The organism is Kribbella monticola (assembly GCF_003261635.1).
In the GTDB taxonomy this organism is placed as follows: Bacteria; Actinomycetota; Actinomycetes; order Propionibacteriales; family Kribbellaceae; genus Kribbella; species Kribbella monticola.
In genome coordinates this window covers 213,708-239,042 of sequence record NZ_QFXK01000029.1, presented here as the reverse complement: position 1 = coordinate 239,042, position 25,335 = coordinate 213,708, and the positions used below count along the sequence as shown (strand labels likewise).

The 25,335-nt window shown below is 68.6% G+C and carries 30 protein-coding genes; 12 read left to right on the top strand and 18 right to left on the bottom strand.

Annotated features, from left to right (window positions below):
• Window positions 1-7: 7 nt before the first annotated feature.
• The 3 genes from DIZ26_RS14890 to DIZ26_RS14880 are packed head-to-tail and all read right to left on the bottom strand — an operon-like array spanning window position 8 to window position 2,417.
• On the bottom strand, window positions 8-475 hold the full coding sequence (locus tag DIZ26_RS14890; RefSeq protein WP_112241574.1) for a pyridoxamine 5'-phosphate oxidase family protein: 468 nt from the start codon (window positions 473-475) through the stop codon (window positions 8-10).
• Window positions 472-1,833 carry a carotenoid oxygenase family protein gene (locus DIZ26_RS14885; protein WP_112241573.1) on the bottom strand — a complete coding sequence of 454 codons (1,362 nt, stop codon included), beginning with the start codon at window positions 1,831-1,833 and terminating at the stop codon, window positions 472-474. The genes DIZ26_RS14890 and DIZ26_RS14885 overlap by 4 nt, the downstream gene beginning before the upstream one ends.
• 29 nt (window positions 1,834-1,862) lie before the next feature.
• Complete coding sequence (locus tag DIZ26_RS14880; RefSeq protein WP_112241568.1) at window positions 1,863-2,417, bottom strand: DUF3159 domain-containing protein; 555 nt, start codon at window positions 2,415-2,417, stop codon at window positions 1,863-1,865.
• Window positions 2,418-2,524: 107 nt separating this feature from the next.
• On the opposite strand from DIZ26_RS14880, the gene DIZ26_RS14875 reads away from it, so the two are divergent.
• Window positions 2,525-3,043, top strand: coding sequence for a PadR family transcriptional regulator (locus DIZ26_RS14875; protein WP_112241566.1), 519 nt, complete (start codon window positions 2,525-2,527; stop codon window positions 3,041-3,043).
• A gap of 13 nt (window positions 3,044-3,056) precedes the next feature.
• Here DIZ26_RS14875 and DIZ26_RS14870 read toward each other — a convergent pair whose 3' ends face one another.
• From DIZ26_RS14870 to DIZ26_RS14860, 3 genes are read right to left on the bottom strand one after another with little or no spacing between them, the layout of a single operon-like run.
• Window positions 3,057-3,509, bottom strand: coding sequence for a hypothetical protein (locus DIZ26_RS14870; protein WP_112241564.1), 453 nt, complete (start codon window positions 3,507-3,509; stop codon window positions 3,057-3,059).
• Window positions 3,510-3,522: 13 nt separating this feature from the next.
• A complete protein-coding gene (locus DIZ26_RS14865; RefSeq protein WP_198676102.1) occupies window positions 3,523-4,353 on the bottom strand; it encodes an NAD(P)H-binding protein in 831 nt (276 codons plus the stop codon).
• 16 nt (window positions 4,354-4,369) lie between these two features.
• Window positions 4,370-5,770 (bottom strand): MFS transporter, encoded by a 1,401-nt coding sequence (locus DIZ26_RS14860; RefSeq protein ID WP_112242134.1) that lies wholly within the window; start codon window positions 5,768-5,770, stop codon window positions 4,370-4,372.
• Window positions 5,771-5,873: 103 nt separating this feature from the next.
• Between DIZ26_RS14860 and DIZ26_RS14855 the strand changes: the two genes are divergently transcribed.
• From DIZ26_RS14855 to DIZ26_RS14830, 6 genes are all read left to right on the top strand, one after another.
• Entirely contained in the window at window positions 5,874-6,542 is a 669-nt protein-coding gene (locus DIZ26_RS14855) for a TetR/AcrR family transcriptional regulator (protein ID WP_112241560.1), read from the top strand.
• A 147-nt stretch (window positions 6,543-6,689) separates the two neighbouring features.
• On the top strand, window positions 6,690-7,295 hold the full coding sequence (locus tag DIZ26_RS14850) for a response regulator transcription factor (RefSeq protein WP_112241558.1): 606 nt from the start codon (window positions 6,690-6,692) through the stop codon (window positions 7,293-7,295).
• Between the two features lie 56 nt (window positions 7,296-7,351).
• On the top strand, window positions 7,352-8,119 hold the full coding sequence (gene nth / locus DIZ26_RS14845; RefSeq protein WP_112241556.1) for an endonuclease III: 768 nt from the start codon (window positions 7,352-7,354) through the stop codon (window positions 8,117-8,119).
• Window positions 8,116-8,727, top strand: coding sequence for a TlpA family protein disulfide reductase (locus tag DIZ26_RS14840; protein WP_232828355.1), 612 nt, complete (start codon window positions 8,116-8,118; stop codon window positions 8,725-8,727). The genes nth and DIZ26_RS14840 overlap by 4 nt, the downstream gene beginning before the upstream one ends.
• Complete coding sequence (locus DIZ26_RS14835) at window positions 8,724-9,506, top strand: NUDIX hydrolase (RefSeq protein ID WP_112241554.1); 783 nt, start codon at window positions 8,724-8,726, stop codon at window positions 9,504-9,506. Before DIZ26_RS14840 ends, DIZ26_RS14835 begins: the two co-directional genes overlap by 4 nt.
• Window positions 9,503-10,675, top strand: coding sequence for a MarP family serine protease (locus DIZ26_RS14830; protein ID WP_112241552.1), 1,173 nt, complete (start codon window positions 9,503-9,505; stop codon window positions 10,673-10,675). The genes DIZ26_RS14835 and DIZ26_RS14830 overlap by 4 nt, the downstream gene beginning before the upstream one ends.
• A 26-nt stretch (window positions 10,676-10,701) precedes the next feature.
• Here DIZ26_RS14830 and DIZ26_RS14825 read toward each other — a convergent pair whose 3' ends face one another.
• Genes DIZ26_RS14825 through nhaA form a run of 5 tightly spaced genes read right to left on the bottom strand, consistent with a single transcriptional unit; the run spans window position 10,702 to window position 15,061 of the window.
• Window positions 10,702-11,841, bottom strand: coding sequence for a hypothetical protein (locus DIZ26_RS14825; protein ID WP_157979718.1), 1,140 nt, complete (start codon window positions 11,839-11,841; stop codon window positions 10,702-10,704).
• A 34-nt stretch (window positions 11,842-11,875) separates the two neighbouring features.
• Window positions 11,876-12,445, bottom strand: coding sequence for a YbhB/YbcL family Raf kinase inhibitor-like protein (locus tag DIZ26_RS14820; RefSeq protein WP_112241548.1), 570 nt, complete (start codon window positions 12,443-12,445; stop codon window positions 11,876-11,878).
• Between the two features lie 35 nt (window positions 12,446-12,480).
• A complete protein-coding gene (locus DIZ26_RS14815; protein ID WP_232828381.1) occupies window positions 12,481-13,338 on the bottom strand; it encodes an alpha/beta fold hydrolase in 858 nt (285 codons plus the stop codon).
• A gap of 50 nt (window positions 13,339-13,388) precedes the next feature.
• Complete coding sequence (locus tag DIZ26_RS14810; protein ID WP_332872731.1) at window positions 13,389-13,787, bottom strand: phage holin family protein; 399 nt, start codon at window positions 13,785-13,787, stop codon at window positions 13,389-13,391.
• 56 nt (window positions 13,788-13,843) lie between these two features.
• On the bottom strand, window positions 13,844-15,061 hold the full coding sequence (gene nhaA / locus DIZ26_RS14805) for a Na+/H+ antiporter NhaA (RefSeq protein ID WP_112241542.1): 1,218 nt from the start codon (window positions 15,059-15,061) through the stop codon (window positions 13,844-13,846).
• Between the two features lie 333 nt (window positions 15,062-15,394).
• Here nhaA and DIZ26_RS14800 point away from each other — a divergent pair, with 333 nt between their 5' ends.
• Window positions 15,395-16,153, top strand: coding sequence for a GntR family transcriptional regulator (locus tag DIZ26_RS14800; protein WP_112241540.1), 759 nt, complete (start codon window positions 15,395-15,397; stop codon window positions 16,151-16,153).
• A gap of 33 nt (window positions 16,154-16,186) precedes the next feature.
• Here DIZ26_RS14800 and DIZ26_RS14795 read toward each other — a convergent pair whose 3' ends face one another.
• Entirely contained in the window at window positions 16,187-16,855 is a 669-nt protein-coding gene (locus DIZ26_RS14795) for a sugar isomerase domain-containing protein (RefSeq protein ID WP_112241538.1), read from the bottom strand.
• 57 nt (window positions 16,856-16,912) lie between these two features.
• A complete protein-coding gene (locus DIZ26_RS14790) occupies window positions 16,913-17,353 on the bottom strand; it encodes a hypothetical protein (RefSeq protein ID WP_112241536.1) in 441 nt (146 codons plus the stop codon).
• 141 nt (window positions 17,354-17,494) lie between these two features.
• Here DIZ26_RS14790 and DIZ26_RS14785 point away from each other — a divergent pair, with 141 nt between their 5' ends.
• The gene (locus tag DIZ26_RS14785) at window positions 17,495-18,937 is read left to right on the top strand and encodes a hypothetical protein (protein WP_232828354.1); all 1,443 of its coding nucleotides are present in this window, start codon (window positions 17,495-17,497) and stop codon (window positions 18,935-18,937) included.
• Window positions 18,938-18,947: 10 nt separating this feature from the next.
• Window positions 18,948-19,778 carry a hypothetical protein gene (locus DIZ26_RS14780; protein WP_112241534.1) on the top strand — a complete coding sequence of 277 codons (831 nt, stop codon included), beginning with the start codon at window positions 18,948-18,950 and terminating at the stop codon, window positions 19,776-19,778.
• Window positions 19,779-19,865: 87 nt separating this feature from the next.
• Here DIZ26_RS14780 and acs read toward each other — a convergent pair whose 3' ends face one another.
• The 3 genes from acs to DIZ26_RS14765 form a co-directional block, all read right to left on the bottom strand.
• Complete coding sequence (gene acs / locus DIZ26_RS14775) at window positions 19,866-21,800, bottom strand: acetate--CoA ligase (protein WP_112242128.1); 1,935 nt, start codon at window positions 21,798-21,800, stop codon at window positions 19,866-19,868.
• Window positions 21,801-21,995: 195 nt separating this feature from the next.
• Complete coding sequence (locus DIZ26_RS14770) at window positions 21,996-22,394, bottom strand: hypothetical protein (protein WP_112241528.1); 399 nt, start codon at window positions 22,392-22,394, stop codon at window positions 21,996-21,998.
• Window positions 22,395-22,470: 76 nt separating this feature from the next.
• Window positions 22,471-22,908, bottom strand: coding sequence for a MarR family winged helix-turn-helix transcriptional regulator (locus tag DIZ26_RS14765; RefSeq protein WP_232828353.1), 438 nt, complete (start codon window positions 22,906-22,908; stop codon window positions 22,471-22,473).
• A 103-nt stretch (window positions 22,909-23,011) separates the two neighbouring features.
• Between DIZ26_RS14765 and DIZ26_RS37460 the strand changes: the two genes are divergently transcribed.
• Entirely contained in the window at window positions 23,012-23,158 is a 147-nt protein-coding gene (locus DIZ26_RS37460) for a hypothetical protein (RefSeq protein WP_157979717.1), read from the top strand.
• Window positions 23,159-23,190: 32 nt separating this feature from the next.
• Here DIZ26_RS37460 and DIZ26_RS14760 read toward each other — a convergent pair whose 3' ends face one another.
• Entirely contained in the window at window positions 23,191-23,565 is a 375-nt protein-coding gene (locus DIZ26_RS14760; protein WP_112241526.1) for a winged helix-turn-helix transcriptional regulator, read from the bottom strand.
• Window positions 23,566-23,644: 79 nt separating this feature from the next.
• Here DIZ26_RS14760 and DIZ26_RS14755 point away from each other — a divergent pair, with 79 nt between their 5' ends.
• Window positions 23,645-24,265: an NAD(P)-dependent oxidoreductase gene (locus DIZ26_RS14755; protein ID WP_112241524.1), complete on the top strand. Its 621-nt coding sequence runs from the start codon at window positions 23,645-23,647 to the stop codon at window positions 24,263-24,265.
• A 3-nt stretch (window positions 24,266-24,268) separates the two neighbouring features.
• Here the strand turns inward: DIZ26_RS14755 and DIZ26_RS14750 are convergent, their stop codons facing one another.
• The gene (locus DIZ26_RS14750) at window positions 24,269-25,264 is read right to left on the bottom strand and encodes an SMP-30/gluconolactonase/LRE family protein (protein ID WP_232828352.1); all 996 of its coding nucleotides are present in this window, start codon (window positions 25,262-25,264) and stop codon (window positions 24,269-24,271) included.
• Window positions 25,265-25,335: the final 71 nt, after the last annotated feature.

The window sequence follows — 25,335 nt, the reverse complement described above, 5'->3', positions numbered from 1 at the left end:
TCAGGCACTAGCCGGTGACGTCCAGAGCCGTGCCGTACAGGCGGTTGACCTTCATCCTGATCACGAGCCGGCGCTCGGCGACGAGCTGGTCGAAGAACGCCTGGCCGAGGCCCGCCCGGGCTTCGGCCGGCAGCATGCCGAGCAGTTCCTTGCCGACGGCATCGCCGGGCGTCGTGGTCAGGTCCGAGAGCTCGGCCTCCCCTTCGGCCACGGCGAAGGACCAGTGATCGGCGGCGGAGACGTGCAACGCGGCTCGCGGGTCGTTGCGCAGTTGCTTCACCTTGATGCGGTCCGCAGTGGTGGAGAACCGGACGATCCGCGCGGCCGGATCCCAGTTGTAGAGCATCGTGGTCAGATGCGGGTGCCCACTGCGCTTGTTGGTGGCCAGTACGCCGAACTGCTGCTCCATGAGCAGCGCGGACAGCGCCTCGTCGGCGAGTACGCGCGGCGCGGGGCCGCCTTCGTCGTCGGTCATGCGAGTCTCCCGTTGGTCGAGGGCTGATCGGCGAGCCAGTTGCCGTGGAACCCGTACGGCACCCGGACCGGGAGGTGGATCGTCGCCACCGGCGGCGCGGCCAGGTCGGTGGCGTCGACGATCACCAGATCGCTGGTGTCGGAGGCGGCGTCGTAAACATAGGTCATCAGCCAGCCGTCACCACCAGGACGGTCGTCGGCGGGAACGAAGGCCGCCTCGCCCGGCGTACGGCCCGGGCCGAACTCGTGCGACGTGACCGCCCCGTCGTGCAGGTCGTACCGGATCAGCGCGCCCTGCGAAGCGCCGCCGGTGGGAGTCCGGGAGACGGTGGCGTGACCGTGCCGGGAATCCAGGCCGGCGAGCCGGTCGTCGATGCGCGGGAACTCGGCCGCGCGGTCGTGCAACTGCTCTTCGTGGACGGTGCCCGTGGTCAGGTCGATGGTCCAGCGCCACAAGGTCGCCTGCTGCGCGTCCTTGCCGTCCTTGCGGAACAACTCCGGATAGCGCATGACGTGCAGGACGATCTGCTGGTGACCGTCCGGGCTGGTCCGGTCGTGAGCGTTGAGCGTGTGGAAGACGTAGCAGGGATCGATGGAGAACCAGCGAACCTCGCCGTACGGGTCCGAGCGCCGCAGTACGCCGAGGCGCGCGCCGTACCCGTCGCTCCAGCGGAACGGCATCCCCTCGCCCGACCGGGCCGTCTCCAGGTCGAAGACGACGGGCAGATCCATGAAGACGACGTGGTCGGCAGAGAGGTTGAAGTCGTGGTTCATCGTGGCTGCCGGTACGTCGACCGGCCGGCTGATCACCAGCTCGCCCGCCGCGTCCGCCCGGTGGTAGATCAGGTACGGCGCGGTGAGGCTGTAGCCGAAGAAGTGCAGCTCACCCGTGGCCGGACAGGTCTTCGGATGCGCGGTCATTGCCGTCCGCAACTTACCGCCGAAGTCGTAGGAGCCGATGGTGTCCAGCTCGCGGGTGAGTTCGTACGGGTACGAGGACTCGACCAGGGCCAGCGTGCGACCGGCATGCCGTACGACGTGGGTGTTCGCCGTACCGGCCGTCAGGTCCAGGGTGCCGTCGATGTCGTTGACCTTGGCGCCGTCGGTGAAGGTCGACGTACGGACCCAGCGGTTGCGGTACGACACCGCCCGGCCGGCTTCGATCCGGACGCCGTGGATCATGCCGTCGCCGAAGAACCAGTGGCCGGAGGCAACATCTTGCGGGTTGGGTCCGTTCCGCAGGTACCACCCGGTCAGCTCGGGCGGGAGCTGCCCGCTGACCGGCAGGTCGTAGGCGGTCAGCTCGGTCTCGACGGGTGCGTAGTTGCCGGCCAGGTGCGGTGCGGGAGCGGTGTGCACGGGTAGGTCCGATCTCTCCGAGAAGGGCTTCAGTGGGTGCGGAGCTGGGCGGCCTTGGCCTGGATGTGCGCCACGTAGCGAAGGGTGAAGATCATCGGTACGACGAAGCCGGCGACCTGGACCAGCGTCCGGGCGGTCGAGCCGGAGTGCGCCAGGGTGGCGAGGACGACCGCGGTCACCGCGAAGCAGGCGGTCCAGACGGCGGTGATGATCACGTTGGTGCGGACGAACAGCGGCTGCTCCCAGAACTCACGGGGCGTGCTCTGCTTGGCGATGCCGAGGGTGAACGGCTTGCGGACGGCCAGTGAGATGCCGGCGATGAGCGCGAGCGTGGCCGACGAAAGGGCCGGCGCGTAGGGGTGCAAACCGCTGTCCGGGCTAGTGAAGGCGAGGACGGTGATGACGGCGAAGAAGACGGCCGAGCCGAGCTCGATGATCTGCGCGTCGAGGCCGCGGCCGGCGCGGGTCTGCTGGGCGATCAGGCCGATCGAGAGAACCAGGGCGATCAACGCCGCCCAGTTCCAGTGCGCGGACGGGATGAGCGCGTAGACGATCCACGGGGCGAAGGTCCGCAAGTACGACATCAGGGTGTGCTCCTAGGTGGCGGCCGACCGGACATTCCGATCGCGACATGTCAAAAGTAGAACGTCAACTCTGGACATGTCAAGAGTGGAAGGTAAGCTTGCCCGGTATGAGCCTGCGTCACGCCCTGCTCGGGCTGCTGGTCGATCACCCCGCCAGCGGCTACGACCTGCTGAAAACGTTCGACACCTCACTGGCCAATGTCTGGCCGGCCACCCAGAGCCAGATCTACGGCGAGCTGACGAAGCTCGCCGACGCCGGCCTGATCGTGGTCTCCGAGCAGGGCCCGCGCGGACGCAAGGAGTACACGCTGACCGATCCCGGCCTGGCCGAACTGCGCCGCTGGCTGACCGAGACCGAGCCGCAGCGCACCACTCGCAGCGATGTCCTGCTCAGGGTGTTCTTCCTCGGTGTCCTCACGCCCCAGCAGGCCCGCGACTACCTCGACGGTCAGGCCGCGCATGCCGCCGAATTGCACGCGAACCTGAAGGCTCTCGACGATTCGATCGACTGGGACGACGACGACCTGTCCGTCTACGGCCGCATCGCGCTGGAGTACGGCCGGCGCTTCAGCGCGATGCAACGCGACTGGGCCCGCTGGGCGCTCACCCAGGTCAAGAACAAGTAAGCGCCCGCGAGCCTCAGAAGTCGAGCGGCAGAAGTTGCGATCCCCAGTTGTAAGTGCGGGAGGCGCTGGTGCTGCTACCCAGGTAGCTGAGGGCAGACAAGGGGGTTGCCTCGCCGCCGGCCGATCCCCGGAGCCGGCTGGTCTCCTGGTACTTCGAGACGTTGTACGAGTACTTCCCGACCACCTGGATGCAGACGGTCCAGGTGTAGGTGTCCTCCCTCAGATAGATGGTGCGGGAGTCCCATTCGCTCAGCCTGTCGACGAATTCCGACCAGAGGTAGTTGCCCTTGGCAATGAAAATCGTGCGGTGGACACAGATCGGGGCAGAGCCCACCGGTGCGTAGTTGTCGAGGTAGTTGTTCTGCGAGAGGTAGGCACTGCCGGCCGCGGAGGCAGGGAGTGCTGTGAGGCCGGCTGCTGTTGCCGCCAGCATGACGGTGGCCAGAATCTTTCTCGGGATGCGCATGGAAGTCCTTGTCTCAGAAGTCGTTGAGGTGGTCCTGCGCCCAGGTGGCGAAGGAGCGGGCGGGGTGGCCGGTGAGTTCTTCGACGGTGCCGGTCAGCTGCACGGGCTTGCCGTCGGTGGATCTCCACCAGTTGAGGAGAGCGTCGGCGTACGGTTCCGGGACGTAGTCGGCCATCGCGTTCTTCCAGTACTCCGGAGTGACGTGGTTGACGCTGATGGTCCGGCCGGTGGCAGCGGCGAGCTGGTCGATCTGCTCGGTGAAGGTGAGCGATTCGGGCCCGCTCAGGACGTACTCGCGCTGCTGGAACCGCGGCTCGGTCAGGACGGCGAAGGCTGCCTCGGCGACGTCGCGCTCGTGGATGGGATCGTTGTGTGCGTTGGGGAACGGCAGGCTGACCGGGCTGCCGGACTTGATCGACCAGGCCCAGGCGCCGGCGTTGGCCGCGAACGAGCCGGGTCGCAGGATCGTTGTGGCGATCGAGGACTTCCGGACGGCGTTCTCCACATCGAGGTGCGACTTGGCGAGGTGGTCGGTCTCGGCGTCGGGGCCGAGCACCGCGGCGGTCGACAGCACCACGATGTGCCGTACGCCGGCAGCTTCGGCCTCGGCGACGAACTCGGTGATGTGCGCCGACGAGGCGTACAGGAAGACCGAGTCGATGCCGGCCAGCGCTGCTGCGAAGGTGGCCGGGTCCGTGAGGTCGAGCTTGATCGTCGGGACGCCGGGCGGCGGATCGAGCTTGCCGGGATCGGCCGAGGCGACCTGTACGGCGTGGTTGTGCTCGACGAGCAGGGTGGTCAGGTGGGTGGCGACCGCGCCGCGGCCTCCGGTGACGAGAATCATGATGGTTCCTTGAGGTTCAGTGGTGCTGGACAGGGGCTTTTCGGGGCAACAGCCAGACCACGCAGCAACTCAGGAGGGCGACTCCCGCGACGAGGACGAGGCTGGTGCTGACGGCATGGAGCTGGCCGTGGCCGAGAGATCTGAAGTAGACGGTGGTGACGGCCGCCGCGCCGATGGCGTTGGCGAGTTGCTGGACGGCGGCGAGTGAGCCGCTGCCGCTGCCGGCCTCGTCCGGATCGGTGTCGCCCATCGTGACGTCGTAGATGGTGCCGAAGCAGGTGCCCATGCCGAGGCCGATCACGAAGACCGCGGGGACGAGGGCGCCGACGGGGACACCGGAGACGTGCACCACGGCGTACAGGGCGGCAGTGCCGGTCAGGGTGATGAGCAGGCCGATGAAGACGAGGGTGCGGCCGAGTTTGGCGATCAGTTGGTAGCAGGAGATCGAGGCGATCACGATGCCCGCGGCGATCGGCGCCATACCGACGGCGGCAGCCCGCAGTGGTGTGTAGCCGAGGCCGTTCTGCAGGAAGAGGGAGATCACGTAGAGCAGTCCGGCGACGGCGGCGAAGAAGACGATGCCGAGCAGCAGCCCGGAGGTGAAGCCGCGGTTCTTCAGCAGTGAGGGCTTGATCAGCGGGTTGGCGGCCGTGGCCTGTCGCCAGGCGAAGAGTCCGGCGAAGACCACCCCGCCGGCGAGGAAGGCGATCGGGCCCGGCGTCCAGCCGGTGCCGGAGCCTTCGATCAGGCCGTACAGCAGGCCGAACATGGCCGCGCCGAGCAGTCCGGAGCCGAGGCCGTCGACCGAGACCGCCGGGTCGCCGTCGTCGCGAGGGAGCAGCCGGACGGCGGCAACCGTCGCCGCGCCGCCGAGCAGGATGTTGATCAGGAACATCGCCCGCCAGCCGAGCCCGAACGGGTCGGCGTCGATCAGGAACCCGGCCAGGATCGGACCCGCCACGGCGGACAGGCCCAGGGTCGGGCCGAAGGCGCTGAAGGCCTTGCCGATCTCGTCGCGCGGGAACACCGCGCCGAGGATGCCGAAGCCCTGCGGGATCAAGACGGCACCGAAGGCGCCTTGGAGCAGCCGGGCCACGATGATCGAGGACGGGTCCCAGGCCAGGCCGCACGCGATCGAGGCGAGCGTGAAGCCGGCGATGCCGATCAGGAACAGCCGGCGGCGGCCGAACCGGTCGCCGAGCCTGCCACCGACCACGAGCAGGACGCCGAGGGCGAGCGCGTAGCTGGAGCCGAGCCACTGGACGAGTGAGTCGCCGCCGTGCAGGGCCCGGGTGATGGTCGGCGCGGCGATGTTGGTGATGGTCGAGTCGAGCAGGTCGACGATCTCGGCCGCGAGGATCACGGCCAGCACCGCCCACCGGTGGCGGCTGCCGGCCGGAGCGTCGAGTACTGCCATGGTTTCCTCCTGGCGAACGTTGATCGTGACGAACACTGTTCGTCAGACGGTAGGTAACGAACAACGTTCGTGTCAAACGGTGTTCGGTAGTAGGCTCTGCCGCATGAGCGCAGAACCCGTCAGCCGCCGAGCCCGGCCCGCCAAGGCTCCGCTCAGCCGCGCCGTGATCGTCCGGACCGGTCTACGGGTGCTGGACCGCGAAGGCCTGGACGCGCTGACCATGCGCCGGGTCGCCCAGGTGCTCGACACCGGCGCCGCGTCCCTCTACGTCTACGTGAAGAACCGCGACGACCTGTTGGCCGCGATGCTCGACGAGGCGCTGGGGCGGGTCCGGTTCCCGGCGGAGGGCTCCTGGCAGGAGCGGCTCCAGGTGCTGGTCGCCAACTCGATCGACGCGATGAGCCGGCACGAGGGTCTGGCGCTGGTCGCCCTCGGTGGCATCCCGACCGGCCTCAACGCGCTGCTGGTGATGGACAGGATGCTGGCGCTGCTCAAGGAGGGCGGTCTCGACGACACGACCGCCGCCTGGGCGGTCGACCTCCTCTACCTGCACATCACCGTGGCCGGTGCCGAGCAGGCCGCGTACAACACCAAGAAGATGAACGCGGCCGACCACATCGCCGAGGTGCGCAAGCTGTACGCCGACCTGCCGGCCGATCGCTACCCGCTGCTCACGTCGATGGGCGACGCACTGTTCTCGGCCGGCGACCGCGACCGCTGGGCGATCCAGGTCCTCGTCAACGGCATCCTCAACACCCCGGCCGATCGATGATCTGTCCGCGCACCCGGCAGTCTCCGTTCTCGAACGATGTCTGCTCAGAGTCTGCGGTCCCGCTGGACCTGAGGACAGAGACGTGATCACCTTCTCGGCTGTGAATATGTCACGCCCGGACGAGGCCGCCGCGAGCCGGAGAAGCCTTTGATCCGCGTCCTGCTGGCTGACGACATGAAGCTCTTCCGGGCCGCCCTGCGCAATCTGCTCGAGCAGCAGCCGGACTTCGAGGTGGTGGCCGAGGTCTTCTGCGGCGACCTGATCGTGCCGACCGCGCTCGACCTGCGTCCGGACGTCGCGGTGATCGACATCGAGATGCCCGGCCAGGACGGTCTGGCCGCGGCCGTCGCGCTCCGCGAGCAGTTGCCGAGCTGCGCGACGTTGATTCTCACGGCGTTCGGCAGTCCCGCCAACCTGCGCCGCGCCATGACCTCGCAGGCCGGTGGCTTTCTCAGCAAGGACGTCTCGCCACAGGCACTCGCCGACGCGATCCGGCAGGTGGTGGCCGGGATCCAGGTGGTGGATCCGCAGGTGGCGGCCGCCGCACTGAAACTCCCGCCCAATCCGCTGACGCCCCGCGAGATCGACGTACTGCGGCTGTCGGCCGGCGGCTCCGCGGCGCAGCAGATCGGGGCGGAGCTGTTCATCTCCACCGCCACCGTCCGCAACTACCTGAGCTCGATCGTCGCCAAGCTGCACGCGCGCACCCAGGTCGACGCGATCCGGATCGCCGTCGACGCGGGCTGGATCTGACCCCGGCCGCCGGACGAGGAGGTTTCTTGTAGGTGGCCGCACGTAGGCTGGCCTGCATGCCGATCCAGCCTGCCGCGGCCCTGACGACCTCCGCGGTACCTCTGAAACTGCCCCGGAAGGCGCCGGTGTTCGCCGGCGAGACGCACTCCCAGCTGGTGCGGCGGGCGCGGAAGATGCACAAGGTGCTCACCGACACCTATCCGGACGCCCACTGCGAGCTCGACTTCACCACCCCGCTGGAGTTGCTGGTCGCCACCATCCTGTCCGCCCAGACCACCGATGTGATGGTCAACAAGGTGACCCCGACGCTGTTCGCGAAGTACCCGGACGCCAAGGCGTACGCCGAGGCGGATCGGGAGGAGATGGAGGTCATCCTCAAGCCGACCGGGTTCTTCCGGGCCAAGACCAACAGCCTGATGAAGCTCGGCCAGGCGCTCGTCGACGACTACGACGGAGTGGTGCCGGGCAAGCTGGAGGAGCTGGTCAAGCTCCCAGGGACCGGCCGCAAAACGGCGAACGTCGTACTGGGCAATGCTTTCGGGGTTCCCGGTATCACCGTCGACACCCACTTCGGACGGCTGGTACGACGGTTCGGCTGGACCGAGGAGACCGATCCGGTCAAGGTCGAGCACCTGATCGGCGACCTGTTCCCGAAGAAGGACTGGACCATGCTGTCGCACCGGCTGATCTTCCACGGCCGCCGCCGGTGCCACGCCAAGAAGCCCGCCTGCGGCGCCTGCCCGATCGCCCAATGGTGCCCCTCGTTCGGCGAAGGCCCGACCGACCCGGACCTCGCCGCAAAGCTGGTCAAGGTCCCGGCGTGAACCACCCCCGCCCGCCCGTACGCCGGTACGCCGTGCTCGCTGCGCTCGCCCTCCTGGCCGTGCTCGCGGGTTGCGGGGACCAGCCGGCGGCCGGACCTGGTGCGGCCGGGACCGGCAGCGCCAAGGCGGTCGCGGGAGCAGACAAACTGGTGCCGTGCCCCACTGCGGAATCACGGCCGCCGGTGGCGAACGGGCTCCCCGACATCAGCCTGCCGTGTCTGGGCAACGGCCCGGACGTCCGGCTGGCCGACCTGCGCGGGCCGTTGGTGATCAACGTCTGGGCGCAGTGGTGTCCGCCCTGCCGCCAGGAGTCGCCGTACCTCGCCGAGCTGCAGAAGAAGGCCGGCGCCAAGGTGAAGCTGATCGGCATCGACTACGACGATCCGCGGGCGGACGAGGCCGTCAAGTTCGCGATCGCGCAGAAGCTGGACTATCCGCATCTGGTCGACTCCGACAAGCAGACCCGTGTCCCGTTCAAGATCGGCGGGCCGCCGCTGACCGCGTTCGTCGACGCCAAGGGCGCGCTGCTGCACATCCACTACGGCGCCTTCAAGTCCCAGCAGGAGCTGGATCAGCTGGTCGAGGAGAAGCTGGGAGTGAGCTGGTGAAGACCAGTACGACGTACGACGTGCCGCTGCCCGAGTGGCTGCAGCCGTTGGCGACGGCCTCCAAGCAGGTCGATCCGCTCGAGCTGTCCCGGTTCCTGCCACCCGACGACCCGAGCGTTCGGCAGTCCGCCGTCCTGATTTTGCTTGCTGATGGCAACGAAACGGATGCCGGCAGCAACGAGCCGGACGTGTTGCTGACCGAGCGGGCGTGGACGTTGCGGTCCCATGCCGGCCAGATGTCCTTCCCGGGCGGCCGGGTCGACGAGGCCGACGGGACCGGTGTGGATGGGCTGATCCGGACCGCGTTGCGGGAGGCCGAGGAGGAGACCGGGCTGGATCCGGCCGGGGTCGACGTGTTCGCCGTCTGGCCCGCGCTCTGGGTGCCGGTGAGCAACTTCGGCGTCTCGCCCGTGCTCGGGTACTGGCGGCTGCCGTCACCGGTGGCGGTCGTCGATCCGGCCGAGGTCGCCTCCGTGCACCGGGTCTCGATCGAGGCTCTCGCCGACCCGGCGAACCGGATCAGTTGCCTGCACCCGTCCGGTTTCACCGGGCCCGCGTTCACCGTGGGTGACCTCTTCATCTGGGGATTCACCGCCGGGCTGCTGGACAAAATGCTCACCCTCGGCGGCTGGGCGCGGGACTGGGACCCGGCGAACGTCGTACCGTTGCCCGACCGGCTGGTCGAGTTGGCCTGGCGGAGTGACGGGCGGAGGTCGGCAGACATGCGCCGCCTGACGGCCATCGAGCACGACCTGGGGCATCCGGAGGGCATGGAGTGAGCGGTCTCGATTACGCGCTGCTGGTGGTGACGCTGCTGGTGGCGATCTCGGGGTACGTCGAGGGCTTCGTGCTCGGTGCCTGCGCCACGCTCGGGTTGATGGCCGGCGCGGCGATCGGCGTGTACGGCGTACCGCGGGTGCTGGACCGGTTCTCGCCGAGTGTCGAGGTGTCGTTCGCCGCCCTGGTGCTGGTCGTGTTGTTCGCCTCGATCGGGCGGACCGTCGGCGCGATCCTCGGGTCGAAGCTGCGCAACAAGATCTCCTGGAAGCCGGTCAAGGCCGTCGACGCGCTCGGCGGGGCCGTACTGGCCGCGGTCTCGGTGCTGATCGTCGCCTGGGTGCTCGGGGTCGCGGTCAGCGGTGCCCGGATCCCCAGCGTCACGTCCGCCGTCCGCGGCTCGGAGGTGCTGGCGAAGGTCGACGAGGCGTTGCCGAGCAGTGCCGACAAGGCGTTGCAGGCGTTCAACGACGTGGTCAACACCGACCTGTTTCCGCGGTTCCTCGACCCGTTCGTGCCGGAGCGGATCCGCGACACGCAGCCGCCGGACGCGGCGATCGCGCGGCAACCGGCGGTCCGGGACGCGCGCAGCCGGATCGCCAAGATCACCGGGGTCGCGAACTGCTCGCGCGGGCTCGAAGGGTCCGGGTTCGTCTACGGCCCGCAGCGGGTGATGACGAACGCGCACGTGGTCGCCGGGGTCGGTAATCCCAAGGTCGAGGTGGGCGACAAGTCGTACGACGCGACCGTGGTGCTGTTCGATCCGAGCGTGGACATCGCTGTGCTGTACGTCCCGAAGCTGAACGCGACGCCGCTGAGGTTCGACGAGGCCGGCAAGGCCGACGCCGCTGCTGTCGTGCTCGGCTTCCCGGAGAACGGCCCGTTCGACGCGGAGCCGGCCCGGATCCGCTCCGAGGAACGGCTCCGTGGCCCGGACATCTACGGCGACAAGACCGTCACCCGGCGCGCCTTCTCCATCTGGGCTTCGGTCCGTCCCGGCAACTCCGGCGGCCCGCTGCTCTCACCCCGGGGCACCGTGTACGGCGTGGTGTTCGCCGCCTCGGTCGAGGACAACCGCACCGGCTACGTCCTCACCGCCGGCCAGGTCGCCGCTGACGCGACCGCAGGGCTCAAGGCCACCCAGGAAGTCTCGACCCGCAGCTGCACCTGATCAGCTGATCTCGCAGTTGCGCGTGATCAGATGAGGCCGAGCGTCCCCCTGCGTTCGGAGACGCCTTGCCAGACACCTGCGGGTGCTGACTTCTGGCAGGCGGCGGCGATCGCTTTGGCCGGTCCGACGACATCGCCCAGTTGCAGCACGTAGTGGCCGTCCTTGCCGGACAGCTGAGGATGGCGACCGGCGAATCCGGTGTCGTCCAACGGCGTCAGCTGGAGTTGCACGGAATGCCGGCTGAGCGACGCCGACGGGACGCTGACGATCTCGAGGGAGGCGCTTGCCAGTTCGTGCCACCCGATCGCGAACGACGTCCCGCCCGGATCGGCCCAGCCGAGGCCCTCCTGGTCGATCACGACCCACCGGCGGCGTACGACGACCGGAATGCTCAGCAGGGTCGCCAGCCCGATCAGCAGGAACGGCGTGCCGATCAAGAGAAAGGTCGCGGTCGCTCCGGTCGCGGACAGGACGTCGAACGCGGCGAGATAAGCCAATACGCCGAGCAGGCCGGCCAGTGCTCCGCCGATCAGCGCCTGCCAGGCGAGCTGCGTGCCCACCTCGATCCGCTGCTGCGGTGTCGCCTGCGGAGGCGCCGGAATCGCCTCAGTTCGTTCACCGGGCCCGGCGATCAAGGCTGCCCAGCCGAGTCCGCGTTCGTGGTGCTGCCAGTTCGCGGGCTTGCCGGCGACGATCGCCTCGGCGACGCCGGTTCGCCGGGGGAGCGGCGACGCGACGGGTTGTGGCCAATCGGCGGGCGCGAACCCGGCGTACGGGGTCAGGTCAGACCTTCGTGTCCGAGGGAAGAACACCAGCAGCAGGCCGGGCCGAGCGGGATCGTCGATCACGCCGAGGGCTTTGAGGTCCGCCCAGTCGACGCGAAAGCCCCGAGCCTTCCTGGTGTCGTCGGAGATCCCCTGCTCGTCCAGCCGCAGCGATCGGGGCCAGATCAACGTTCGCCAGCCGAGCAGCCGGACACCGTCGACCAGACAGAGGACAGCGCCGATGACGATCAACAGAATGCCGAACGTGTGCGCCGGCCAGCCGTGCCAGTGCACGAGTGCTCCGGTCAGCACCAGGCCCAGCCCGAGCAACGCCAGATCGATCGCCAGAGTCAGTTGATCGATCCGCATCTCCCAGCCGAGCCGAACTCTGCGACCAGTCACCCGCCGAGTCTAAGAGCCGACCGGTGCAGCACTTTCAACCCCGCTTGTAGGAGGCAACAAAGTCGGCGGTGGAGATGACGAGCGGCTCGGCAGCCTCCAGCACCTTGCGAGCGGCCGTACCGTTCGGCAGGTCGATCGGCTTCGACAGCGCGAGCAACGTGAAGCGGTAGTGGTGCGTCTGGCCGGCCGGCGGGCAAGGCCCGTTGTACGTCGCCTCGCCAAGGTCACTGAGAGCCTCGCGAGCTCCGGCCGGCTCGGTGTGCTCAGCCAGTCCGGTGGCAGTGGCGGGGATCTTCCACTGCACCCAGTGGATCAGCGGATCGCCTTGTGGGCTGGTCTTGTCGTCGTCGACCATCGACAACAGCAGCTCGGCGGTACCGGCCGGGACGTGCCGGAAGACCAAGGGCGGCGAGTAGTCACCCGAGCCGTCGCAGGTCATCCGCGGATCGAAGCTGCCGTCCGAATGGAAGCCGTCATCTGGCAGTACCGCGAACTGCCCGGTGTCCGCGACGGCCGGTGGATGGCCACTGTCGGTCTTCGGGTCGTTCGAACACCCGGCGAGCCCGAGCAGCAGAATCCCGACAGCAATCGCTTTGCGAGTCACACCTCCAAGCTAGCGGCGTCCGGCCGTCAGCAGGCTTACCGCTTGGCGACGTCAAGCCAGTCGAGTAGCAGCCGGTTGAAGAGAGCTGGGGCCTCCTCGTGCGGGAAGTGACCGGCACCGGTCAGTACTTCGTGGCGCAGCGGCCCGGTGATCAGCGCAGCCGGTGTCTGGGTGCTCGTGGCGGCCACGGCTCCGTCCTGGGCCCCGTGCACCTGGAGCACGGGTACGACGATCGGCGTACGCATCTGTGCTGAGTACCGGCGGCCGTCGGAGCGCAGGCGGGAGCGGGCGAACCACCGGTGGTACTCGAGGGCGCAGTGCGGCGCAGGCCAGACCTGAAGAGCCGCTCGATAGCGCCTGGATGCTTCAGCGTCAGGGAAGTCGCCGCCCGGTGCGGACAGATCTCTGAGCAGCTGTTCGATATGGATGCCGCCCTGCGCGAGCAAGCGGCGCTCGGGCAGGATCGGGAGCTGGAACCAGCCGGCCCTGGCGACGGCCCGCGGTTGCCCCGAGCGCATCAGCATGAGTGGGTGCGGGGCCGACACTGCGGCCAGCGCTCGCACCTGGCGGGGAGCGAGTACGGCGGTCGACCAACCGATGAAGCCACCCCAGCCATGGCCCACAACGACCGCATCGGTTGCGCCCAGCGACCTGATGACGCCCGAGACGTCGGCTGCGGCGGTGAACGGATCGTAGCCACGGGGAGTCTTGTCGCTGGCGCCGTAACCCCGCAGATCCATCGCGACCGCGCGGTAGCCGGCCGCGGCGACGGTGGGCAGTTGGTGGCGCCACGCCCACCAGAATTCGGGGAAGCCGTGCAGGAACAGGACGAGGGGATCGTCAGCGGCGCCGCATTCGGCGACGTGGAACCTGGCCCCGTTGGCTGCGACCAGCGAATGCGACCAGGGTCCGTCGACCAGCAGATCCGAGACGCCGGCCGGGCTCAGTCGCCCTTGCCGATCGACTTGAGCGCCTCGACCGACTCCTTCGAGGTCTCGATCGCGCGCTCGGGGCCCTTCGCCTTGCCGATCAGCCGCTTGCCGACCAGCACCAGCGCGGCCCCGATCAACAGGTAGACGACGGCAACGATCAGGAACGCCAGCGCCGGGTGCAGCCCGAGCGCGCTCACGCCGTACGCCGCGGCGATGGACAGCAGGATGATCGCGAGCAGGGCCAGGAAGCCGGCGGCGCCGAACAGGCCCGCGCCCGTTCCGGCGGCGATCGCGGTCTTCTTCAGCTCGGTCTTGGCCAGCTCCAGCTCGCTGCGGACCAGGCTGGACAGATCCCGGCTGGCATCGGCGACGAGCTGCCCGATCGTGGGCTCATCCTCGTTCTGCCCCATCGACATGGCACTCCTTCCCAAGGGTCCGTGTCCCGACCCTAGCGGGTACCCCCGGCTCAATCCTCGGCGTACGCGCGGTTGCGCCGGAACAACAGCAACGCGGCGAGCAATGCTGCGAGCAGCGAAGCGATCAGGACGGCCGCTTTCGCACGCTCGATCTGGGCGACGTCGTCGCCGAAGGCGAGCTGCGCGATCAGCAGCGCGACGGTGAACCCGATCCCGGCCAGGACGGACACAGCGGCCACGTCGCGCCAGGCGAGGTCGGAGTTCAGCTCCGCCCGGGTGAACCTGGCCGTCAGCCAGGAGCCGCCGAACACGCCGAGCGCTTTGCCGGCCACCAATCCGGCGACGACGCCGGTCGCGACCGGATCGGTGAGCATCGCCCGTACCGCGCTGCCGCTCAAGGTGACCCCGGCCGCGAAGAGCGCGAACACCGGTACCGCGAGGCCGGCGGACCACGGGCGCAGCCGGTGCTCCACCCGCTCCGCCGGCGACTTCTTCTCGTCCGGGTCGCGCAGCACGCGGGTGGCCAGACCCAGCGCCACTCCGGCGATCGTGGCGTGCACCCCGGACTCGTGCATGAACCACCAGGCCGCCAAGGCGACCGGCACGTACAGGAACGGCGTACGGAACCTGAACCGCTGCAGCAGGGCGAAAACCGCGATCAGGGCGACCGCCGCGAGCAGCGCCAGGAGGTGGAAACCGTGCGAGAAGAAGATCGCGATGATCAGGATCGCGCCGAAGTCGTCGACCACGGCCAGCGTCAGCAGGAAGGCCCGCAACGCGCTCGGCAGCGAGGAGCCCACGATCGCGAGCACGGCCAGCGCGAAGGCGATGTCCGTTGCCGTCGGCACCGCCCAGCCCGACGGCCGGCCGGCCGCGGAGGTCAGGTTGACGATCAGGTAGATGGTTGCCGGCAGCACCATTCCGGCAACGGCCGCGACCACCGGGACGACGGCCTCGCTGAGACGGGAGAGCGTACCGACGACGAGCTCGCGCTTGAGCTCGACGCCGGCCAGGTAGAAGAACAAGGCGAGCGCGCCGTCGGCGGCCCAGGCCTCGACGCTCAACGGGCCGAGCTGGGCTTCGCGCAGGTGGTGATAGGTCTCCTGCCAGGGCGAGTTCGCCCAGATCAGCGCGATCACGGCCGCGCCGAGCAGAAGCAGGCCGCCAGTTGTCTCGGCGCGCAGCGTCTCGGCCAGGAACGCCCGCTCGCTCGCGAGGACCCGCGGGAACGCACGGCGCCGCTGGAGCAGACGGTTCACGGGGCTCATCACGGCACCCTTCGGTCGGGGTCGTCGGAAACATCGCCGACCAGACTTCCCGGCACACCGAGCCGAAGCTCTGCCCAGACTCTACCCGGTCGGGCTGCTGACCGTCAGCGGCTGCTCAGGCACGGCTGGTGAGATTCTGTCCGGGGAGCAGATTTTCCGCGGGTCCTGTCGTCAGAACGGGCGCCGGGGGCGAGAATGGTCACTGGCCGTGCTGGGGAGCTGGACAGTAGTGTCGAGCTGAACGGAACAGGTTCTTGAACACTCTCGATCACCCAGCCGCACGCGATCCCCGGCAACCGGTTTGCCGGGCAGATTCCCAGGGATACTGACCTCATGGCCCGCCCAAGGAACAACCCCGGTGACCTCGCCGAACTCCCCACGGAGCTCCGCGCGGACCGGCCGAAGGGTGACCAGATCCGCGAGATCCTGCAGACCCTCACCCGCAGCCTGGCCGCCGGTACCGTGCTGCCGTCGGAGCGGGTGCTGGCCGAGCGTTTCGGCGTCGCCCGGATGACCGTGCGGCAGGAAGTGGACCGGGTGGTGGCCGAGGGCCTTGCCGCCCGTCGTCCCGGCGGCGGCACCTTCGTCGCGGAGCCGCGGCCGGCCCGGATGCTCACGTCGTCGTTCAGCCAGGACATGCGGGCCCGCGGCATCACGCCCGGCGCCAAGGTGCTGGAGCACCGCGTCGGCACCGCCGACGAGGACCTGGCCCGCGAACTCGAGGAGCCGGTCGGTACGCCGGTCCTGCACCTCGTCCGGCTGCGGACCGCCGACGGTGAGCCGATGGCCGTCGAGCGGACAGCGCTCTCCTTGCGGCGGTACCCGGGGCTGGAGGAGTTGGACCTGAGCGAGCTCTCGCTCTACGACTCGCTGTCGAGCCGCTGGGGAGTCACCCTCGGCATGGTGTCCGCGTCGATCGTGGCCGCCCCGCCGGGCGAGGCCGACTCGGAACTGCTCGGCATCGAGCCCACGGTTCCGTGCCTGCTGATCACGTCGGCGCCCCGGACCGCGTCCGGCGAGGTGATCGAGTTCGGCCGGTCGATCTACCGGTCGGACCGCTACGACATCACCGTCGCCTATCGCGCCACCTGAGCGCGTGATCAAGTATCAGGCGTTCAGGCTGCATCAGGCGTTCAGGCTGCGGAGCACGTTCGGCGCCTGACCGCGATCGGTCAGGACGGTGACCACCTCGACGACCAGCGCCTGAACCAGCAGTGCGCCCACGAACGTCGAGGTCGAGCCGGTCCGGGTGCCGCCCACGTCGATCAACGCATCGCCCGGCACACCGCAGTTGTCGATCACCACGTCCGCGACCTCGAACAACCGCTGACCACCGGGCGCGCGTGAACTGACCGCCGTACTGTGCGCCAGCGACGTCAACGCGATCACCTTCGCACCGGCCTTCTGCGCACCGAGCGCGAACTCGACCGGTACTGCGTTGCGCCCCGAGTTCGACGCGATCAGCACGACGTCGCCGGGTCGAACGTCGTGGACCTCCAGCAACACGTCCGCCAGGCCGCCGAGCCGCTCCAGCAGCGAACTCTTCAGCAGCCCTTCGTGCAGCATCACGCCCGGCTCGAGCACAGCCCGTACGTCGGCCAGCCCACCGGCACGCCCGTACAGCTCCTCCGCGAGCAGATGACTGTGCCCGGTCCCGAATACCCAGAACTGCTTGCCTGCTCCCACCGCATCAGCCACCAGCTCAGCTGCTTCTCGTACGGCGTCCAGCTGCGTCGAAGCCGCCTTCGCCGCCAACTCCAGCGCCCCACTCAGAAACCGCTCCGCACCACCCATCCCCGGACCCTAGCCAGCTCGAACCGCGAACCGCGAGGAACCCGAGTAGACCAATCCTCAGAGGTGCGTCGCGACGATGCCCAGGGCGAAGGCGGTGGCGGTGAGGGTGAGCATGGTGCCGGCGAGGAGGTAGAGCTGGCGTTGGAGGGCGGGGCGCTCGGCGGCGGTGGCGAAGACGCGGCGGGGCCAGTGCCGCCAGGAGACGTACCAGAAGATGGCGGTCGCGGTCAGCAGCAGGAGGGCCTTCACCAGGTGGATCCACCAGTTGTCGTGGTCCAGCAGGAGCAGGGCGATACCGGTCAGCGCGATCGCGGCGATCAGTCCGAGCACCTTGTAACGGTTGCCTGAGGCAATCACTGCGGTGAGCGCCTCGCGGCCCTCCTCGTCGGGGCCGAAGAACCTCTTCAGCTTCGGCTGGACGACGAACAGCGAGTACGCCATCCCACCGACCCAGGCCGCGGCCAGCCCGGCATGCACGATCACCAGCAGGACGGTCATGCCGGGCAGCCTAACGGCTGCCGTGTTCATCAGGTGTCCGGAACTGGCCGGGGACCGTTCACTCGTTCTGGCCGAAAGGCATTGCCCTGTGTCATCGGGTCGGCTGTTCTGGTGACCGTCGTGACCAGACAGAGAGGGAGCATGATGATTCCTGATCGATCGCCGTTCCACGGTGTGCGAGCCGCCCAGGGGGTGGGCCGGCGGGCGGTACTGCGGGGCGCCGTCATCGGAGCCCTCGCGGCAGCGCCCGTCCCGTTCGCCCGCCGGCTGACCGACGGATCCGACAAGACCACCGCATCGGCGTCGGCGGAGGCCGGCGCACCGGCCTCGGCGCGGACCGGCGCGGCAGCGAGCGCGTCCTGCGCCGACCTGCCGCTGGTCGGCGGTGCCGAGTTCCCGATCGGACTGTACTGGCCGCCGCATCCCTATGCGACCACGGTCGAGCGGTACGCCCAGATCCGCGAGGCCGGGTTCACCTTCCTGATCACCGGCAACTACGTCGACGACTCGGCGATCCTGAGCCAGTCGCTGGCGATCGCCGACCAGGTCGGCCTGAAGGTGCTGGTGGCCAGCGACCCCGACGTACAGAACCTCGCTGCTCGCTTCACGATCAGCGACGACCGGTCGGTGCCGATGTCGATCACGACTGCGGACGCGCGCAAGTTGGCGACCGATGCGCTGAACCGGTACCGCGGGTTCGGTTCGTTCGCCGGGTTCAGCCTCGGCGACGAGCCGCCGGCCGGCCGGTTTCCCTCGCTGGCGAAGGCCTTCGCCGTGGCGCGCGAGGTGGCGCCGGACTACACGCCGTACTCGAATCTCGTGCCGGGCAGTGGGAGCGGGTACCAGAGTTTCGTGCGGCAGTTCGTCGACACGGTGCATCCGCCGATGCTGTCGTTCGACCGGTATCCCCTGCTGACCTCGGGCGAGGACACGCAGTACTTCGCGAACTGGGCGATCATCCGCTCCGAAGGGCTGCGGGCGAACATCCCGACCTGGACGTTCGTGCAGAGCGTCGAATACAACGGCCACCGGTTCCCGACGGCCGCCGAGTTGCTCTGGCAGATCAACACGAGTCTTGCCTATGGCTGCAAGGGGATTCAGTACTTCACCTACTGGCAGCCCGATCCAGCGCGCGGCGAAGGATTCGGGCGCGCGCTGACCACGGCCGACGGAACGCTCACCCCGCTCTACTCGGCAGCCAAGAACATCAACACCACTTGGCTGAGCCAGGTCGGCGTCGAGCTCAAACCGCTGGTCTCCGAGCTGGCAGTGCACGCCAATGAGACACCACCGGCCGGCGCGACCGGGTTCACGCCGGACAGCTACCTGAGCGGTACGTCGGGCAGCGCGGCCGTGCTGGGTCGCTTCCGTCCAACCGATGCTGCCAAGACCCGCTGGCTGTTGATCGCGAACCGTCAGTACAACACCAGCGCGACCACGACCGTGACGTTGAACCAGGCAACGGTCACCAAGGTCTCGGTCTTCGACCCGGCGAGTCGCGCGTACGTCGCGCAGGCGGACCGGACGAAGATCGTCGCCACCCTGGCACCCGGGGCCGCGGCCCTCTACCGGCTCGACGCATAAGGGGAACGAGATGCGTACCCAGCTCTTCAGCCAAGTGATCACCGCCGGTGTCGCGGCCGCGGTCGCTGCCGCCGTGATCGCCGCGCCCACTGTCTTCTCGAACTTTGCTGCGAAGCCCGCGAAGGCTGCGGCGCCGACCGCGATCTGCACATTCACCTGGTATTTGTCCAACAGCAGGACCTCGGGAACCGCGACCATCCCGGCCTTTGCCTACGGCAACACTCCGATGGTCCCACTGGCCGGCAACTGGGACGGCGCCGGCGGTGACAGCCCGGCGGCGTACAGCCCCGACGAGCGCAAGTTCTTCCTGACGAACTCGTTCACCGGCGGCGTCGGCGAGACAACAATTGCCTTCGGCAACGTCGGCGACCGCCCGATCACCGGTGATTGGAACGGCGACGGCACCGACGAGGTCGGCGCCTACACACCGTCGACCGGCACCTTCACCAAGCGCGCGGCCGACGGCAGCACGACGAGCGTCACCTTCGGTACGCCGTACCAGCTCCCGCTCACCGGCGACTGGAACGGCGACGGCATCACGGACGTCGGCGTCTACCGCGCGTCGGCCGCCACGTTCGACCTCCGCCTGCCGGACGGCACCACCCGCTCGATCCACTACGGCGATCCCTACTGGAAACCGCTCATCGGCGACTGGAACGGCGACGGCCGCGACGAACCAGGCCTTTTCAACCCCGCCAACGCCACCTTCTACTTCCGCATGAGCGGCATCGACCCCACCGAAACCACCGAATCGATCCGCTACGGCGACACCGGCGACCTCCCAGTAGTAGGCGACTGGGACGGCAACAAGACGAGCTCGCAAGGCATAGTCCGCTACTGACCCACAACCAGCCTGCACGCCGAGCGGCCGGCGTGCAGGCTGGTTTACGTAGTGCGGTTCCGGCCGAGGTTGTCGGCTCGGGGTGTGTCAGTCTTCGTCGGTTTTGCCGGACTCGAGGTTGGTCTTGATGAGGTCCATGACGGTGGAGTCGGCGAGGGTGGTGACGTCGCCTACCTCGCGGTTCTCGGCGACGTCGCGGAGGAGGCGGCGCATGATCTTGCCGGAGCGGGTCTTGGGGAGTTCGGCGACGACCATGATCTGGCGCGGCTTGGCGATCGGGCCGATCTCCTTGGCGACGTGGTTGCGGAGTTCCTGGACGACGTCCGGACCGCCGTCACCGGCTTCGGAACGCAGGATCACGAAGGCCGCGATCGCCTGACCCGTGGTCGGATCGGACGCGCCGACGACGGCCGCCTCGGCCACCTTCGGGTGCGAGACGAGCGCCGACTCGATCTCGGTGGTGGACAGCCGGTGCCCGGACACGTTCATCACGTCGTCGACGCGGCCGAGCAGCCAGATGTCGCCGTCCTCGTCCTTCTTGGCGCCGTCACCCGCGAAGTACACGCCTGGGAAGCGGGACCAGTAGGTGTCCTTGTAGCGCTCGTCGTCGCCCCACAGCGTGCGCAGCATGGCCGGCCACGGCTTGTCGATGATCAGGTAGCCGCCGGAACCGTCCGGCACCGACTTGCCGGTGTCGTCGACCACGTCGACGCTCACACCGGGGATCGCCTTCATCGCCGCGCCCGGCTTGCCGGCGGTGACGCCCGGCAGCGGGGAGATCATGTGCATGCCGGTCTCGGTCTGCCACCAGGTGTCGACGACCGGTGCCTTGTTGCCGCCGATGTTCTCCCGGTACCAGATGTAGGCCTCTGGGTTGATCGGCTCGCCGACCGACCCGATCACGCGCAGCGTCGAGAGATCGAACTTCGCCGGGATTTCCTTGCCCCACTTCATGAACGTGCGGATCGCCGTCGGCGCGCAGTACAGAATGGAGACCTTGTACTTCTGGATGATCTCCCACCAGCGGCCCTGGTGCGGGGTGTCCGGGGTGCCTTCGTAGAGCACCGACGTCGTCGCGTTGGCGAGCGCGCCGTACACGATGTAGCTGTGCCCGGTGACCCAGCCGATGTCGGCCGCGGTCCAGTAGACGTCGGTCTCGGGTTTGAGGTCGAAGATCGCCCACTGCGTGTACGACGTCCCCACCAGGTAGCCGCCGGTCGTGTGCAGGATGCCCTTCGGCTTGCCCGTGCTTCCGGACGTGTACATGACGTACAGCGGGTGCTCGGCGTCGAACGCTTCCGGCTTGTGCTCGGTCGACTGCTTCGCGACGAAGTCCTCCCACCACAGGTCGCGACCGTCCACCATCGCGGTCTCCTGGCCGGTGCGCTTCACGACGAGGACGTTCCGTACGTCGGGGCAGTCCTCCAGTGCGGCGTCCACGGCCGGCTTCAGCGCGGCCGGGGCGCCGCGGCGGTACCCGCCGTCGGAGGTGATCACCACGCGCGCGTCGCAGTCGAGGATCCGGCCCTTCAGCGCATCGGCCGAGAAGCCGCCGAAGATGACGGTGTGCGGAGCGCCGATCCGCGCGCAGGCGAGCATCGCGACCACGGTCTCGGGGATCATCGGCATGTAGATCGCGACCACGTCGCCGGCCTTGACGTCCAGCTCCAGCAGCGCGTTGGCCGCCTTGCTGACCTCGTCCTTGAGTTGCGCGTAGGTGATCTCGCGGGTGTCGCCGGGCTCACCCTCGAAGTAGTACGCGACCTTGTCGCCGAGACCGTTCTCCACGTGCCGGTCGACACAGTTGTACGCCGCGTTGAGCTTGCCGTCGGCGTACCACTTCGCGAACGGCGCGTTGCTCCAGTCGAGCGTCTCGGTCGGCTCGACCGCCCAGGTCAGCCGCTTGGCCTGCTCGGCCCAGAAGCCCTCGAAGTCGTTCGCGGCGGCCTCGTACGCGTCCGCCTTGACGTTCGCGTTCGCGGCCAGTTCGGCCGGTGGCTCGAAGCGGCGCTCCTCGTGCATCAGGTTCGACAAGGCCTCGGACTGGGGGGACTCTGAACTGGTCACGTCGCGGACTCCTCGTTGAAAGCTGTCGGTACGCCGGAAGCGCGCCCGATCCCCTTTCTACCAATGCCGGACCAGCCGTGGTACTGGTGCGTCGCCCAGTCGCCCCCGATCTGCGCCGAACGGGGCCACTAGTGAACGGCGTCACATGACTCAGTCGGCCGTGCGGGCGAGGGCGGCTCGGGCTCGGGTGAGGAGTTCGGTCAGGGCCTGCGCGGCCGCGTCGGCGTTGGGCAGGTCGGTCCACAACGGGCCGCTCAACTCCGCCGATTTGGCGAGAACGCTTTCCAGCAGGGCGTGCCCGGTGGCGGTGGGCGCGTCGTTCGCCACGAGCTGTCGTTGCTCCAAGATCGCGACGAGGTCGTCGGCGTCGCCGAATTGCGCCAGGTCGGCGACCCGCTCGCGAAGCGGCGAACCGTCGGGCTGGTTGGCAAGCCGCAATGCGACCCAGAGCCGCTCGTCGAGGCCGGTGCCGGCCAGGGCCTGGCGCAGGAGTGCTTGCAGAGTCTTCTCGGTCTGGCCGATCAGCTGCGGGCCGAAGGTCAGCGTCATGATGTTCTCCTCAAATCGTTGGTGGCGCCAACAATACAGGTATTCGTTGGCCACGCCAATGATTTGCTGGAATTACTCAGCTGTGGTGAGCGAGGACCTTGGTGAGCAGGCCGGCCAGGGTGGCGCGTTCCGTACTGGACAGCGGGGCGAAGATCTTGTCCTGGATCGTGTCGACGAGTTCGCTGAGGTGTCGGTGGCGACGCTTGCCCGCGGTGGTCAGGCTGATGATGTTGCGGCGTCCGTCGGCGGGGTCGGGGGACCGTTCGACGTACCCGGCCGCGACGAGTTCGTTGACCGTAGCCACGATGTCGCTGCGATCGATCCCGGTATGCCGCCCGAGCGCGGCCTGGCTGGACGGCCCGAACTCCATCAGGGTGGCCAGCAGCCGGAAGTGGTAGCCGCGCGAGTTCTCGGCCGCGAACGCCTCGGCGACGATCCGCTGCGCGTGCATCGCGGTCTGGGTGAGCAACCAACTGGGCGTAGTCAGCAACACGCTCGGCGTCTTCTCTTCCACGCCTTCAGCCTAGTCGTTGGCGCTCCCCACGATCGCGATCAGCGGGAACCGATCCACCAGTTCGTGCATCCCAGGACCGTTGCCGTTCATGGGAGGAGCCACGATGTACCAGCAGACCGAGCCGGTCGCCGAGCAGCCGATGCCGGAGCCGAAGCGCCGGATCTCCCGTGCCGCGCGCCGCCGCGTCCACGCCCGCGAACGCCGCGTACGCCGTACCAGAACCCACCTGCTGCCCCAACCGCGCTGGTGAGCCGGGCCGCGCTCTGAGGGGGAGAGCGCGGCCTATTCGTTGCCTGCCGCGGCGGTTGACTCGCGGGCGTCGAGGAGTTCGTCCCAGTGGTCGGCGGTCCATTCGCAGGCGATGCGCATGGGACCGAGCATGCTGCGGCCGAGAGGTGTCAGTTCGTATTCGACACGACGCACCGGTACGGCGTACTCGGTGCGGCGGATCAGGCCGTCGCGTTCGAGCAGGCGGAGGGACTGGGTGAGCACCTTCGGGGTCACCCGGTGCAGGGGGACGCGAAGTTCGGAGTACCGGCGGGGGCCGTCTTCGAGGCAGCGGATCACCAGGCCGGCCCACTTGTCGCCGCCGAACCGGATCGGGTTCAGGCTCGACGGGCAGATCTCCTCGAACATGTCCGCGCGCAACGGCTCCATCCGACCAGCCTAGCGAGTATCCGATCGGTAACCAGGTCGCCGCCTACGGTCGCAGCACCAACCGATCGAGGAGGTTCAGATGAGCAAGCTGCTGGTCTTCGGAGCAGGCGGCAGGGCAGGGCGTGCTGTGGTCGAGGAAGCACGGAGCCGTGGGCACGAGGTGACTGCGGTCGTCCGCGATCCCAGCCGGTACGCCGATCTGCCGGGGCTGGTCGCGGGTGATGTGACGTCGGCCGCCGACGTGGAGCGGCTGAGCAAGGGACACGTCGCGGTCGTCGCGGCCGTGTACGACGGTGCGAGTGCCGACCCGGCCACGTTCTTCACCTCGACCGCCGAGTCGCTGGTCGACGGGTTGACCAAGGCCGGCGTACCGCGGCTGCTCTGGGTCGGTCTCGCCTCGATCCTGCCCACCGAAGCCGGGGTACTGCTGATGGACACCCCTTCCTATCCGCAGGAGTACCGCTCCTTCTACCTGGCCCACGCAGCCGCGGCAAACGTCTTCGATGTTTCCGCGCTGGACTGGGTGTCGATTGCCCCGTCCGGCGACTTCAACCACGCGGACCCCACTCGCACCGGCGAATACCGCGTCCTCCCGGCCGATGCGACCAACCTCATCTCCTACGCCGACTTCGCGATCGCGCTGGTCGACCAGATCGACCGGCCGGCGCGCCACCGCGGCAAGATCGGGGTCGGTTCGTAGCGTTCACCAGCCCACCGAACACAAATTATTGCTACAGGCAACATCTTCTGCCGGTCTGGTGGCGAGCTGGAGTTCTGGAACGACAGACACCGTGTACGGCGGGGTGCCGGGTGCCGCGTCGAGCTGACTGTTCACCCACAGCAGGCGACCGGCATCTCTGGCCAACGTGGTGGGAGTGGTGTTGGCAGCAGCGGGCCGGGAGTCGGCGAGGATGCGGGCCGCGGTCCAGTCGCGGTTGAGCCAGGCGAGGCGGGTGACGTACTTGCCGCCGCCGGCGTTGTAGACGGCGTACAGGCGGCTGCCTTCGAGGAGGTAGCCGTCGCCGGAGAGGATCCCGTTCGCGCCGGTGATGGCGAGCGTGCTGACCTGGCGGGAGCGCAGGTCGATGCGATAGGTGACGTCCTGGCCCTGCTCGCCGACGAGCAGGGTGCGGCCGTCGGTGACGATGCCGTTGAGGAAGTACGGCGTGGGCTGGAGCTGGTCGCGGGTCAGCCAGGGTTCGAGGTCCCCGAGGCCGCGGGCGGTGAGGGGTGCGCGCCAGATCTGGTTGTGGGCCGAGTCGGTGACGTAGACGGCATCGGCGGTGATCGCGAAGTCGTTGAGGAACGAGCCCTCCTGGGCCGCTCGTACTGCGAGGAGGTGGCCGAGGGCGTCGTACAGGTAGAGCTTCGACGTACTGGCGCCGGCGATGAGGACGCGGCCCCAGCGGTCGACGTGGATACCTGTTGCCGACGTACGGCCGTCGCTGCCGGCGGGGAGCCAGGGACGGAGGTTCGGCTGTCTGGTCGAGCCGCGGTAGACGGCGCCGGTGCCGACGCTGGTGACATACATCGTGCCGTCGTTGGTGACGGCGATGCCCTCTGGAGTGTCGCCGGGGACAGTGGAGACGACGTACGTGCTCGGGCGGTGGGGATGGGTGGCCTGGGCGGCTGGAGGTTGAACAGCTACGGCGATGGCGGCACTGAGGGCGGCGGCGGTCGCGATACGTCGAGGCTTCATCGCCCCAGCGTCAGCGCTCCCACCCCGCGCCCTCGACCGGTTTCGGCCACACCCGAAGCGCTCAGTTCCTA

Bases quoted from the DNA above. Each gene is read 5' to 3' on its own strand.
- DIZ26_RS14780 (WP_112241534.1), top strand. From the start codon at position 18,948: ATGCGTACCCAGCTCTTCAGCCAAGTGATCACCGCCGGTGTCGCGGCC.
- nhaA (WP_112241542.1), bottom strand. From the start codon at position 15,061: ATGAGCCCCGTGAACCGTCTGCTCCAGCGGCGCCGTGCGTTCCCGCGG.
- DIZ26_RS14760 (WP_112241526.1), bottom strand. From the start codon at position 23,565: ATGGAGCCGTTGCGCGCGGACATGTTCGAGGAGATCTGCCCGTCGAGC.
- DIZ26_RS14785 (WP_232828354.1), top strand. From the start codon at position 17,495: ATGATGATTCCTGATCGATCGCCGTTCCACGGTGTGCGAGCCGCCCAG.
- DIZ26_RS14875 (WP_112241566.1), top strand. From the start codon at position 2,525: ATGAGCCTGCGTCACGCCCTGCTCGGGCTGCTGGTCGATCACCCCGCC.
- DIZ26_RS14855 (WP_112241560.1), top strand. From the start codon at position 5,874: ATGAGCGCAGAACCCGTCAGCCGCCGAGCCCGGCCCGCCAAGGCTCCG.
- DIZ26_RS14810 (WP_332872731.1), bottom strand. From the start codon at position 13,787: ATGGGGCAGAACGAGGATGAGCCCACGATCGGGCAGCTCGTCGCCGAT.
- acs (WP_112242128.1), bottom strand. From the start codon at position 21,800: ATGCACGAGGAGCGCCGCTTCGAGCCACCGGCCGAACTGGCCGCGAAC.
- DIZ26_RS14790 (WP_112241536.1), bottom strand. From the start codon at position 17,353: ATGACCGTCCTGCTGGTGATCGTGCATGCCGGGCTGGCCGCGGCCTGG.
- DIZ26_RS37460 (WP_157979717.1), top strand. From the start codon at position 23,012: ATGTACCAGCAGACCGAGCCGGTCGCCGAGCAGCCGATGCCGGAGCCG.
- DIZ26_RS14800 (WP_112241540.1), top strand. From the start codon at position 15,395: ATGGCCCGCCCAAGGAACAACCCCGGTGACCTCGCCGAACTCCCCACG.
- nth (WP_112241556.1), top strand. From the start codon at position 7,352: ATGCCGATCCAGCCTGCCGCGGCCCTGACGACCTCCGCGGTACCTCTG.
- DIZ26_RS14880 (WP_112241568.1), bottom strand. From the start codon at position 2,417: ATGTCGTACTTGCGGACCTTCGCCCCGTGGATCGTCTACGCGCTCATC.
- DIZ26_RS14755 (WP_112241524.1), top strand. From the start codon at position 23,645: ATGAGCAAGCTGCTGGTCTTCGGAGCAGGCGGCAGGGCAGGGCGTGCT.
- DIZ26_RS14750 (WP_232828352.1), bottom strand. From the start codon at position 25,264: ATGAAGCCTCGACGTATCGCGACCGCCGCCGCCCTCAGTGCCGCCATC.
- DIZ26_RS14890 (WP_112241574.1), bottom strand. From the start codon at position 475: ATGACCGACGACGAAGGCGGCCCCGCGCCGCGCGTACTCGCCGACGAG.
- DIZ26_RS14865 (WP_198676102.1), bottom strand. From the start codon at position 4,353: ATGATTCTCGTCACCGGAGGCCGCGGCGCGGTCGCCACCCACCTGACC.
- DIZ26_RS14795 (WP_112241538.1), bottom strand. From the start codon at position 16,855: ATGGGTGGTGCGGAGCGGTTTCTGAGTGGGGCGCTGGAGTTGGCGGCG.
- DIZ26_RS14860 (WP_112242134.1), bottom strand. From the start codon at position 5,770: ATGGCAGTACTCGACGCTCCGGCCGGCAGCCGCCACCGGTGGGCGGTG.
- DIZ26_RS14770 (WP_112241528.1), bottom strand. From the start codon at position 22,394: ATGACGCTGACCTTCGGCCCGCAGCTGATCGGCCAGACCGAGAAGACT.
- DIZ26_RS14870 (WP_112241564.1), bottom strand. From the start codon at position 3,509: ATGCGCATCCCGAGAAAGATTCTGGCCACCGTCATGCTGGCGGCAACA.